General features: G+C 58.0%; 11 protein-coding genes. 6 read left to right on the forward strand and 5 right to left on the reverse strand.

From position 1 onward, the window contains the following. The first annotated feature begins 113 nt into the window (after positions 1-113). The 6 genes from KOE80_RS15680 (at position 114) to KOE80_RS15705 (ending at position 5,705) form a co-directional block, all read left to right on the forward strand. Positions 114-1,403: a Glu/Leu/Phe/Val family dehydrogenase gene (locus KOE80_RS15680; RefSeq protein WP_035268560.1), complete on the forward strand. Its 1,290-nt coding sequence runs from the start codon at positions 114-116 to the stop codon at positions 1,401-1,403. Positions 1,404-1,561: 158 nt separating this feature from the next. After that, positions 1,562-2,341, forward strand: coding sequence for an ABC transporter ATP-binding protein (locus KOE80_RS15685; protein WP_226349479.1), 780 nt, complete (start codon positions 1,562-1,564; stop codon positions 2,339-2,341). 89 nt (positions 2,342-2,430) lie between these two features. After that, positions 2,431-3,240 carry a transporter substrate-binding domain-containing protein gene (locus KOE80_RS15690; protein ID WP_042484623.1) on the forward strand — a complete coding sequence of 270 codons (810 nt, stop codon included), beginning with the start codon at positions 2,431-2,433 and terminating at the stop codon, positions 3,238-3,240. An 18-nt stretch (positions 3,241-3,258) separates the two neighbouring features. Next, positions 3,259-3,972 (forward strand): ABC transporter permease, encoded by a 714-nt coding sequence (locus KOE80_RS15695; RefSeq protein WP_009460152.1) that lies wholly within the window; start codon positions 3,259-3,261, stop codon positions 3,970-3,972. Continuing rightward, on the forward strand, positions 3,969-4,652 hold the full coding sequence (locus KOE80_RS15700; protein WP_221080219.1) for an ABC transporter permease: 684 nt from the start codon (positions 3,969-3,971) through the stop codon (positions 4,650-4,652). The genes KOE80_RS15695 and KOE80_RS15700 overlap by 4 nt, the downstream gene beginning before the upstream one ends. Before the next feature lie 63 nt (positions 4,653-4,715). Continuing rightward, positions 4,716-5,705 carry an asparaginase gene (locus KOE80_RS15705; RefSeq protein WP_045930574.1) on the forward strand — a complete coding sequence of 330 codons (990 nt, stop codon included), beginning with the start codon at positions 4,716-4,718 and terminating at the stop codon, positions 5,703-5,705. Positions 5,706-5,870: 165 nt separating this feature from the next. Here KOE80_RS15705 and KOE80_RS15710 read toward each other — a convergent pair whose 3' ends face one another. From KOE80_RS15710 to KOE80_RS15730, 5 genes are all read right to left on the reverse strand, one after another. Further along, positions 5,871-6,797: a pseudouridine synthase gene (locus KOE80_RS15710; protein WP_226349480.1), complete on the reverse strand. Its 927-nt coding sequence runs from the start codon at positions 6,795-6,797 to the stop codon at positions 5,871-5,873. 108 nt (positions 6,798-6,905) lie between these two features. Then, positions 6,906-9,524: a TRAP transporter permease gene (locus KOE80_RS15715; protein ID WP_144433448.1), complete on the reverse strand. Its 2,619-nt coding sequence runs from the start codon at positions 9,522-9,524 to the stop codon at positions 6,906-6,908. Between the two features lie 216 nt (positions 9,525-9,740). Beyond that, positions 9,741-10,739, reverse strand: a complete 999-nt coding sequence (locus KOE80_RS15720) for a TAXI family TRAP transporter solute-binding subunit (RefSeq protein ID WP_096917411.1) — start codon at positions 10,737-10,739, stop codon at positions 9,741-9,743. Positions 10,740-10,795: 56 nt separating this feature from the next. Beyond that, on the reverse strand, positions 10,796-11,692 hold the full coding sequence (locus tag KOE80_RS15725) for a MurR/RpiR family transcriptional regulator (protein WP_045930571.1): 897 nt from the start codon (positions 11,690-11,692) through the stop codon (positions 10,796-10,798). 156 nt (positions 11,693-11,848) lie between these two features. Further along, entirely contained in the window at positions 11,849-12,127 is a 279-nt protein-coding gene (locus KOE80_RS15730) for an acylphosphatase (RefSeq protein WP_045930570.1), read from the reverse strand. Between the last annotated feature and the right edge of the window lie 157 nt (positions 12,128-12,284).

The following is a 12,284-nucleotide window of genomic DNA, read 5'->3' on the forward strand; positions in this document are numbered from 1 at the left end:
ACGGCCACCGCTAAGCCCATCCACAGCGTGTTTGCCAGGTTCTGCGTCTGTGCGCAATCACACGTCTTCACTGTGTACTCGTATCCCGTTTCCCCAACCTTATCGAGGAGCTCATGACAGATCGTCCCACCCATGCTTTGCCGTCATACCTGAACGCCGACGACGTCGGCCCGTGGGGTATTTATCTCGAACAAGTGGAGCGAGTCACTCCGTATCTGGGCAAACTGTCCCGATGGGTTGAAACACTCAAGCGCCCCAAGCGCACGCTGATTGTCGACGTACCCATTGAACTGGATAACGGCACCGTGGCCCACTTCGAGGGCTACCGCGTTCAGCACAATACTTCCCGTGGCCCAGGCAAGGGCGGCGTGCGCTACCACCAGGATGTCACCCTGTCCGAAGTGATGGCTCTGGCTGCCTGGATGTCGATCAAATCGGCTGCCGTGAACCTGCCATTTGGCGGTGCCAAGGGCGGTATTCGTATTGACCCGCGCAACCACTCCCAGGCCGAACTGGAGCGCATCACCCGCCGCTACACCAGCGAAATCGGTGTGATTATTGGCCCCAACAAGGACATTCCAGCCCCGGACGTGAACACCAACGCCCAGACCATGGCCTGGATGATGGACACCTACTCCATGAATGTCGGTGGCACCAGCACCGGCGTGGTCACCGGCAAGCCTGTCTCCCTGGGCGGTAGCCTGGGCCGTGTGGAAGCCACTGGCCGCGGCGTGTATACCGTGGGTTGTGAAGCGGCCCGCGACGCCGGTATCGACCTGAATGGCGCCCGCGTCATTGTGCAAGGCTTCGGTAACGTGGGTGGCACCGCTGCCCGCCTGTTCCAGGAAGCCGGTGCCAAGGTGCTGGCCGTACAGGATCACACCGGCACGGTATACAACCCCAACGGTCTGGACGTACTGGCCTTGCTGAACCACATGGAACAGCACAAAGGTCTGGCCGGAGCGCCCAATGCCGAGGCCATTTCCAACGAAGACTTCTGGCATATCGAAACCGATCTGCTGATCCCGGCCGCGCTGGAAGGCCAGATCAACAAGAACAATGCCGACCGCATCCGCGCCCGTATTGTGATCGAAGGCGCCAACGGCCCCACCACCCCGGAAGCCGACGACATCCTGAACGACAAGGGCGTGATCATTGTTCCGGACGTGGTAGCCAACGCCGGTGGCGTGACCGTGTCCTACTTCGAATGGGTCCAGGACTTCTCCAGCTTCTTCTGGACCGAGGACGAGATCAACAACCGTCTGGAAATGATGATGCGCTCGGCCTACACCACGGTGGCGGCAGTTGCCAAAGAGCACAACGTCACCTTGCGTACCGCTGCCTTTATCGTGGGTTGCGCCCGCATTCTGGAATCTCGTCAGGTACGCGGCCTGTATCCCTAAGCTCGTAAGGCGGCGTACTCGGTTTATGCCGCTTTTTATGAGCAAAATACAGCGCTTGTGCAAAAAAAACAGGGGGAAAGCGGTAGAATCGGGCATCCAGGATATGACACCCGTATGAAACCCTTACCCCCTTTCTCTTTGACCGCAAGGACGTTGCTGTGAATTCCAATGACCTGAACGCGGCGGTCCAGGTACGCGACATCCACAAACGCTTTGGCACCAACGAGGTGCTCAAGGGCATTTCCCTGCAAGCTCACAAGGGCGATGTGCTCTCCATTATTGGAGCCTCCGGCTCGGGCAAAAGTACCCTGCTGCGCTGCATTAACCACCTGGTCGTCCCCGATCAGGGCGAAATCCAGATCGGCAATGACATTTTGCGCAGCCATCGCAATCGCAAGGGCATTTGCCTGACGGACAACCCGCGCCTGCTGGAACAAGTCCGCGCCCGCTTGGGGATGGTGTTTCAGAACTTCAATCTGTGGTCGCACCGCACGGTACTGCAAAACGTCACCGAAGGCCCCATCCACGTCAAAGGCCGCCCGGCCCGTGAAGCGGCTGAATACGCCCGCGAACTGCTGGGCAAGGTAGGCCTGAGCAATAAATGCGATGCTTACCCGGCCGAGCTGTCCGGCGGCCAGCAGCAGCGTGTGGCCATTGCCCGTGCCCTGGCCATGGACCCGGATGTCCTGCTGTTTGACGAACCGACTTCGGCGCTGGACCCGGAAATGGTGGGCGAAGTGCTGCGTGTGATTCGCCAGCTGGCCCAGGAAGGCCGCACCATGATTCTGGTCACCCACGAAATGAATTTTGCGCGTGATGTGTCTTCCGAGACCATTTTCATGCACAACGGCCTGATTGAAGAACGTGGCCACCCCAAAGACCTGTTCGATAGGCCACAATCCGAGCGTCTACAGCAGTTTCTACAACCAATGCAGTAAGATCATCGCTTCGTGAATACGACACAGGCTGGAAAACCAGCAGGGCCAATACGGCCCTCACCAGCCTTTCCACAAAGGAGAGCCAGACCATGAGTTTCCTCAGCAAGACCCTGATCTGTGCCAGCCTGGCCCTGTTGGGCTCCCAGGCTGCAATGGCAGACACCCTGAAAATCGGTACCGAAGGCGGTTACCCACCATGGAGCATGGTGGACGCAGCCGGTAAGGTCACCGGCTTTGACGCCGACGTGGGCGCTGCCCTGTGCAAAGAGCTGAACAGCGACTGCAAATTCATCGTGCAAGCCTTTGACAGCCTGATCCCTTCGCTGGATGCCAAGCGCTTTGACCTGATCATCTCGGGCATGTCCTACACCCCCGAGCGTGCCAAGCGCGTGAACTTCAGTATTCCTTACGCTGTTGAGGACGCCATTTTCGTTCTGCCCAAGAACAGCGATCTGGTTGGCGCGGACAACGAACAAGCTATTTTTGATGGTCTGGCCGGCAAAACCATTGGCGTTCAAGGCGGCACCACCCACGGCGCTTTCCTGGCCAAGAAAGCCCCCAAGACCACCATCAAGAACTACGAAACTCTGGACCAGATGCAAATCGATCTGGACGCCGGTCGTCTGAACGGCACCTTTGCCGATCTGACCTCCCAGTCCAAGTTCCTGCATAAAGTCGGCGAGGACAACTTTGCCCTGTCCAAGCTGGTCATCAAAGGCTCTTCCGACCCTGAAACTCTGGGTTATGGCATTGCCGTCGGTATTCACAAAGACAATGCAGAACTGAAAGCCAAGGTTGACGCTGCCCTGTGCAAGCTGATCGACGATGGCACCGTCAAGACCGCCAGCGAAAAGTGGTTTGACATCGACATCGCCAACTACGAGATCTGCAAGAAATAAGTCGAGAAGTACCACTTGATGCTAGAGACCATTTTTAATGTGCTGCGCGAAGGCTGGGGCTGGATGTTCCTTCGCGGAGCAGCAATGACCTTGCTGATCTCCGTTTTGGGCATGGCCCTTGGCGTAGTCATTGGGATTACAGGAGCCAGCATCAAGACCAACGGGCCACGCTGGCTGCGTGGCCCCGTTAGCCTGTACACCACGGTTGTTCGCAGTATCCCCGAGCTGCTCATCATCTACCTGCTGTTCTTTGGCTCGGTCCAGGTCGTCTCCGACCTGGCCGATTTCATGCGCATGGAAGATGTGATGACGCGCTGGTTCCCCGCGCTGGTTGGCATTCTGGCCATTGGCCTGATTGCAGGCTCTTACAGCGTGGAAGTGTTTCGCGGTGCCTTGCAAGCCATTCCCGAAGGCCAGATCGAGGCCGCCAAGGCCATTGGCATGTCCCCCTGGCAGCGCCTGCGCCGCATTATCCTGCCGCAAATGTTCTGGTACGCCCTGCCCGGCGCCAATAACGTCTGGCAAACCGCATTGAAAGACACGGCTCTGATCTCCCTGGTGGGTCTGGTCGAGATCATGCGTGCGGCTACCCTGGGTGCCGCCAACACGCGCGAACCCATGGCCATGTACCTGATTGCGGGCGTGCTTTATTTTCTGATTGGTGCCTGTAGTCAGGCCCTGTTTTTGCTGGCCGAACGTTACACCGGCAAAGGCATGAGAGCCCAGGCATGATTGATCTGGAATTATTCAATACGACCGTCGAAACCCTGTTCAAAGGGTTTGGCATGAGCGTGTATATCGGCCTGTGGGGCATTGTGCTGTCGCTGTTCATCGGCCTGTCACTGGCCCTGATGCGCCAGTCTCATAGTCGCATTTTGCGCAGCTTCGCCTTTAGCTACAGCACCGTATTTCGCGGTACCCCGCTGCTGGTGCAGTTGTTCCTGCTGTACTACGGCGTCGGCACCCTGAGCTTTGTCAAAGAGTCACCCGCTCTGTGGTGGCTATTTAGCGATGGCATGCGCTGTGCGATTCTGGCCATTGGCCTCAATAGTGGTGCCTACGTCAGTGAAGTTTTCCGGGGCGGTTTTCAGGCTGTGCCAGTTGGCCAGATCGAAGCGGCCAAATCCATCGGCATGTCCGCCTGGATGCGCTTTCGTCGCGTGGCGTTTCCTTTGGCGATTCGTCAGGCCTTGCCCGCGTACAGTAATGAAATTGTGCTGGCTATCAAAGGCACCAGCCTGGCCTCGACCATTGCCGTCATGGATCTGACCGGCCATGCCAAACGCTTGATGAACCAGAACTACGCCATCATCGAGACCTTTGTTATTGCAGGTCTGTTGTACCTGCTGATCAACTTTACCCTGCTGTCGGTGGTGCACCTGATCGAGCGCTGGTTGAAAGTTCGCCGCTAAACCGGCCTTATCCCAGACTCTCCGCACCCCCTGACGCAACAACTGGACGCGGAGCACTCTCACATGCCAATACGCCCCAAACTGGCTCTGGTGGGCACCGGCGGCACGATTGCCGCCACCACCCAGTCCAATACTGGCCTGACCGATTACGACATCACCCAAGGCGTGCACACGCTGCTGCAGGCCGTGCCCGGCATTAATGAACTAGCCGATCTGGAATGCCATCAGGTGTTCAATGTGGACAGCCGGGCCATGGGCTCGCTGATGTTGCTGGAGCTGTCCCACAAGCTCAATGAACTGCTGGCACGGCCGGACATCAACGGCGCAGTAGTGACACACGGCACCGATACGCTGGAAGAAAGCGCTTTTTTCCTGCATCTGACTCTGAAAACCGACAAGCCCGTGGTCATGGTGGCTGCCATGCGCCCGGCCTCGGCCCTGAGCGCAGACGGTCCGCTGAATCTGTATCAAGCCGTGCAAGTAGCCTGCTCTTCGCTGGCACAGGATCAGGGCGTGCTGGTGCTGCTCAACGACCAGATCCACAGCGCCCGTTTCCTGAGCAAGCAACACACCACCCTGACCAGCGCCTTCGGCTCACCCGATGCCGGCCCTCTGGGTCTGGTTGCAGGCGGCCAGCCGCGTTTCATGATGCGCAGCCTGCTGCCCCACACACACAGCAGCCTGTTCGATGTGCGCTCCCTGCACAGCTTGCCTAAAGTTCAGATCTTTTACGATCACCCCGATACGCTGGCGGAACTGTATCGCCACGCAGCACAAAGCGGTGTGCAAGGCATTGTGGTGGCGGCAACCGGCAACGGCAGCCTGACCCCCGGGGCGCTGGAAGGCGTCAGCCGGGCGCACCGACTGGGAGTGGTCTGCGTGCGGGCCTCTCGTATCCACGCAGGGCCAGTGACCGACAGCGCCTACGATGAAGACCATCACACCATCGCCGCGCATTATCTGCCCGCGCAAAAAGCCCGAATCTTGTTGATGCTGTGTCTGGCCAGCAAGCTGGAACACGAGGAAATCGAGGGTATTTTCCGCGATTACTAAGCCAAACCAAGAACCAGGATTGAAGTTATCACTTGCCGCTCGTCAGCGTTGGCTCTTGATGCGCTAGGCTTAGCTTCTCCACCTGCACTGCAGAATTCGCTTGTGCAGGGACGTCTATGGTTCCAATTTGCAATTGGTGGCCACTCTTTGCAAACACATCATCCACTAAGCCAGCTCCAGCTGACGCTGACTGCTGAAACGCCGTGGCTGACCCGTTAAAGGGTCTACAAAAGCAATATGCCGTGCCAGTAACTGCAAGGGCTGGCTGAAGTCGTCCGCTTCGCGCTCCGGCAGCAGCTCGGGATAAAACACATCATTGATGATAGATGCCCCCAGGCTGCTCAGATGCACCCGCAGCTGGTGTTTGCGGCCACTATGAGGGCGCAAGCGATACAGCGCCAAATGCTGCCCTTGCCCATTGTGCCACTGGCGCTCACACAGAATTTCAGTACTGCTGTTTGGCTCGCCCGCGACCTCTTCCATCACGAAACGGCCCGGCACTTCCTTCATGCAGCTGCTGTACACCAGCCCATTTGCCAATTTGTCCTGAAACGGTGCGACGGCTTCATATTCCTTCTCGATCCCGCCCTGCTGAAACAATGACTGGTAGGCCCCGCGAGCCGCTGGGTCACGGCAGAACAGCAAGATACCCGCCGTTTCCCTGTCCAGCCTATGGATGGGGCTGATGCCATCCTCTGCAAAGTCCCGGCGCAGACGAGTCAGCGCAGTTTCATACAAGTAGCGCCCGCCCGGCGTTGTCGCCAGAAAATGCGGCTTGTCCACCGCAATCAGACGATCATCCGCGTACAGAACAGGCATCTCGAAAGGCACGACCGCTTCGTTCTCCACCATGCGGAAATACCACAGCCAACGATCGGGCTGATAGCTGGAGCCTGGCTGCTGCGGCACGCCGTTCTGATCCAGAATATCGCCCCGCGCCAGGCGCTCTCGCAATACGTCCGGGTCCATATGTGGAAAGCGCTCCAGGAGGAAAGCGTCCAGCGATGTCCAGGGGCCGCGCGGGCACCATACTTTGCTGGGACTGACCCCATTACGCGAGGGTACGGGTGGAGCGTTACTGATCGGTGTCATGACAAAAGCCAAACAGAAAACGGCCCGCTGGCGCAGCGGGCCTGAAATCCAGGGCCATCAGTGTACTACCAGCCACCACAGGGGCGGCTGGCTCTTGCCACCATTGCATCAGGTTTGGGCCGCACCGTGCGGCGGCAATGCACGCCGCATGCGCACACCCTGCCTTGTCCACAACCAGATCAAGATCAGGAAGGCAGGAACAAACACCCAGAACTCGGAAGGACGATCGGGGTGCGGCACCTTAACCTGCTGGATATCCCAGCCCTGCTCCCATCCGGCCCTGCGCGCCGAGCTGCCAAAGGCAACCGACGCCACTTGCGCCGTATCCCCAAAAGCCATGACCGTCAGACCTGCCAAGGACAGGCGCTTGCTGGCCGCGGCCAGACCCGTAGCCTGATCCCCTTCCGGCAAGGCAGGCAGGGACACGGCAACTGTTTTCTGCAAATCCTTGCCTTCCAGGTTCATCCCGGCCAGTTGCACCACCAGATTACCCCCGTCGGGGGTGCTCTGCACCACCTGCATCAACTCGGAGGCAGGACGACTTTGGTACTTCTCGCTGACATGGTCCATGAACCAGTCCGGACGGAACAGCATGAACGTGACCAGCAACAGCAGGATCGTCTCCAGCCAGCTGGTTTTGATACGCAACCAGCCCATTGTTGCCGCCGCAAATGCCAAAGAGGCTACGGTTGCGCCCACCACGACCAGGACCAACTCCCAGGCACTGTGTATGCCGATCAACAAGAGCATGGGGTTGAAGATGAACATGAAGGGCAACACCGCCGTACGCATCGCGTAAGTGACGCCCTGCACCCCGGTCTTGATCGGGTCCTCTCCTGAAATGGCAGCGGCCGCAAAAGTCGCCAGCCCCACCGGCGGCGTAATATCCGCCATGATCCCGTAATAGAACACGAACATATGGACGGCAATCAGCGGGATCACCATTCCGCTTTGCGCCCCCAGCTCCACCACGACGGGAGCCATCAGCGTCGCCATCAGAATGTAGTTGGCGGTGGTGGGCATGCCCAAACCCAAAACCAGACACACAGCAGCGGTAAAGAACAGCATCACCAGCACATTGCCCATGGAGACCAGCTCCACAAAGGCTGTCATGCGCAGGCCCAGACCGGTCAGGGTAATGGCTCCCACAATCAGGCCAGCGGTCCCGCAGGCAATCCCGATGCCCACCATATTGCGGGCACCTTCCTGCAGTCCTGTCCATACCTCGCTGACACCCTGGCGCAGCGGCTGAGCCGTTGCCTGCTTGCGAAACCAGGCGATGATGGGGCGCTGCGTGGCCATCTGAAACAACATGGCCACTACCGCCCAGAAAGCCGACAGACCGGCGGACATGACCTCGACGGTCAGGCACCACACCAAAATGCCGATTGGAATCAGGAAATACAAACCGGCACGGACGGTAGGCCACGGCTCGGGGCGCACCGGCGTGTTCACATTAATGTCGGTGGGCAGATCCTCGTGGTCCGCGGCCACTTTCAGCAGGAACACATACAGCACCAGCAGCAAAAGCAGCAAAATCCAGATCGCCGCCTCACCGGCTACGGCCTGCACGCCGACGCCTATCCAGTAGACCAGCCCCATCACGATCAAGGTGCCGGCCGTGCCCATACCCCACCCTGCCAGTTTCTGGGTAAAGGTCTTGGGCTTGCCCGAGGCCATCATGGGTTGAATACCCAGCTTCAGCGCTTCCAGGTGCACGATATAAAACAGTGCGATGTATGAAATGACCGCAGGCAGCAGGGCATGACGAATGATGTCGGTGTAAGGGATGCCGACGTATTCAATCATCAAAAAGGCAGCCGCCCCCATGACAGGCGGCATGATCTGACCATTGACGGACGAGGCTGTTTCAATCGCCCCGGCCCGTATACCGCCGTAGCCCGCTTTTTTCATCAAGGGAATGGTGAAAATACCGCCTGTCACCACATTGGCAACGGAAGAAGCCGACACAATCCCGTTCACAGCCGAGGAGACCACGGCCACTTTGGCTGGCCCACCCCGCAAATGTCCCAGCAAGGCAAACGAGACCTGCATCATGTAATTGCCCGCCCCACAGCGATCCAGCAAGGAGCCAAGCAGTACAAAAATAAAGATGTACGAGACCGAAACGCCCAGCGCAACCCCGTACACGCCCTCCGTGGTCAGCCACATATGCGAGACCAGGCGCTGCAAGGAGGCGCCCCGGTGAGACAAGGCATCGGGCAGCCAGGGCCCAAGAAAAATATAGGCAATAAACACAATCGCCAGCACCGCCATGGGCGCGCCCAAAGAGCGCCGCGTCGCCTCCAGCAGCAACACCAGGCCCATACTGGCCACCACCACATCCATCGTGGTGGGAATACCGGGGCGCGTCGCCAGTTCTTTATAGAAAAAGAACAAATACGAGCCGCAAAAGGCCGCAACCAGGGCCAACAGCCAGTCATGAATCGGAATTCTGTCCCGCGCGGACTGCTTGCGGGCAGGGAAAGCCAGATAAGCCAGGAACATGGCGATGCCCAAATGCAGGGCACGCGCTTCAGTATCATTGAAAATGCCCAGATTCAGGGCAAACGGCAGCGGAGAGGCATACCAAAGCTGAAACAAGGACCAGCCTATTGCAGCCAAAAACAAAACCATCCCTGCGGCACCTGCCACAGAACGGCCACCACGATCGACATCGGCAACCAGTTTTTCCAGTTCAGCCGTTTCATCCTGTGTCAGGGCCATGTCCGGCCCCGCTTTTTTATGTTCTTGTTGTGTCATTTACATTCGTCTCCAGGAAAACCTGGCATAGAGCACCGGCACCGCCGACACCGCCGGCAAAGCACCCGATCTACCTGGGCTGATTCGCCCAGGTCCTCCAGACCAGAGGCAAGGCCACAGCTATGACCATGGCACTTGCGGCCAGGCTGGCACAGCCAGCCTGGTGTCAATCAGACTGTCTTACAGCAGCCCTTTTTCCTTGAAGTACTTTTCAGCCCCTTTGTGCAAAGGAGCAGACAGGCCATTTTTGACCATGTCCTCTTTCTTCAGATTCGCCAATGCAGGATGCAGACGCTTGAAGTCATCAAAGTTGTCGAACACTGCCTTGACGACGTTGTAGACGGACTCTTCAGGCACATCCTCGGACGTCACAAAGGTCGCCAGAACGCCATAGGTCTGAACGTCGTCAGGATTGTTGGGGTACAGGCCGCCGGGAATCGCAACCTTGGCGTAGTAGGGATAAGTCTCGACCAGCTTGTCCACCGCAGGACCGGTCAGAGGCACCAGCTTGGCGCCGCAAGAGGTGGTGGGATCCTGAATGTTGGCCGAGGGATGGCCTACGCCATAGATAAAGCCGTCAATCTTGCCGTCACACAGTGCCGGGCCGTGCTCGTCCGGGCGCAGCTCCGAGGCCAGCGAGAAAAAGCTGTTATCCAACCCCATGGCCTGCAGCAGCTGATCCATGGAGGCTCGCGTGCCCGAACCCGGATTGCCTACGTTAAAACGCTTGCCCTTGAAGTCGTCAAACTTGCTGACATTGGCCTCTTTGCGCGACAGCACCGTAAAGGGCTCCGGATGAATGGAGAATACCGAGCGCAGCTTCTTGTAAGCCCCGCCATCCTTGAACTGACCTTCACCGTTGTACGCGTTGTAGCCCACATCAGACTGCACCACGCCCAGGTCCAGCTCGCCCGCCTTGATGGTGTTGACGTTAAAGACCGAACCGCCCGTGGATTCCACCGAGCAACGCACACCGTCAGTACCCCGATCCTTATTGACCAGACGGCAAATCGCGCCGCCCGCCGCGTAATACACCCCGGTCACACCACCCGTCCCGATACTGACAAACTTCTGCTGGGCGCTGGCAGGCAAGGGGCTGAGCAACATGGCGCACATGGCTGCTGTTGCACTAAGCGCCCATACCGTTTTCTTGCCTGTTTTTTTGCTAATGTGTTCCATCTTTGTGTCTCCCATGGGGGTCTCCCCTGTTTGTATAGCCGGTACGACCGGTTTCTTTACGTAGACGGAGCGGAGCCAACCGCCTCGTCCTGTTGCCAATAAACTCCCTGACTTCGAAATGAAGACTCCAGCTGCGCCAGGCGCTGCACCACCGTCTTGCCGCCCAAGGTGGCAATTCGTGCCAACAAATGCTCGGCAACCGTGACGGTGCCCACTAGAGAATGAAAAAAACTGGCCGCTGGTTGCTCGCTGGTCTGCGCGTCAAACAACAAGACATGCTCGGCTCCCTGCGCCACCGGAGAGAGCACACTGTCCGTTATGGCGACCACGGTAATACCACGCTGCACCGCCTGCTGCACACTATTGACCACGGTTTTCACATACGGGGCCTGGCTGATTACAAGCAGCACCCCCCCGCTGTCCAGACCCGCTTCCAGTTCCAGAAACAAGTCCACCGCCCGGTTCAGCAAGACGCCATTACCGCGCATCAATTGATACGCATAATGCATCTGGAACGCACAGGCAAAGCTCACTCCCAAACCCATGAAACCCACTTTGGAAGCACCCAGAATCGCCTGGGCACAAGCGTCCAGAGCGCTGACCGGATTGAGCCGCAGGACAGACTCCAGGGCCATCTCCTGTTGCTCCCCCAGGTCCCGTGTTTGTTGCTCTGAAGCCCGGTTGCCTTGCAAATTCTGGGCCCGCGCTGCCATCGTGCCGCCATTGCGATGCAAGGCCTGCTGAAACGGCTCACGAAAGCAGTCATAGCTTTCATAGCCCGCCGCCTTGGCCAGACGCAGCATGGTTGCCGGAGCAACGGACAACTCCTGCGCCTGTTTGCGCATGGACCACAGGCTGACTTCAACCGGGTGGCGCTCCACCCATTGAGCAGCGCGACGCAACTCGGGCGTCAGGCCAGGCAAGATACGCTGCAAACGCAACAAGGGCTCCATTTGTCGTCCTACTCAGACCTCAACACAATAAAACGCATGTTAATCTGGAGAACGTCAAAAAAAACAAATGTTTTCCTAGGGTTTGCCCGCAAATAACTATAATTATTTCTTTTTGGGGGCAGGCCCACTCAGCGCTGACACCGCCGCTCGCGCTTGTTAGCGAATCTCAAAAAAATCGTACCGCTTGTCGGTATAAGAGCGCTGTATATCCACGTGTTCAACCACCGCCTGTTCCGGGCCGATATACAGCCAACTCACCATGCTGTCTATGGCATCGGCACTGCCTTGCAACAGCAGCTCAACCGAACCATCACCGGCATTGCTGACCCAGCCTTTGACGCCATACAAATGAGCATGGCGCAAGGCACTGGCTCGAAACCCGACGCCCTGCACCCGCCCCTTAACACACACCTCTACCGTTTCACAATCCGCCATTAGCCTGCTCCTGCTATTTATCCCCGAAATACGGCACGCATCCGCCCCACATCTCGATATTCAGTTAAATTAGTCACATCATTGTTGCATGACTGCACCCGCCCCTGATTACCTGCTTTGCGCAGCTATTACCCTATGAATGTGCCCCGCCTTTTTA

This window comes from Alcaligenes sp. 13f, from assembly GCF_020496585.1.
Classification (GTDB): domain Bacteria; phylum Pseudomonadota; class Gammaproteobacteria; order Burkholderiales; family Burkholderiaceae_B; genus Alcaligenes; species Alcaligenes phenolicus.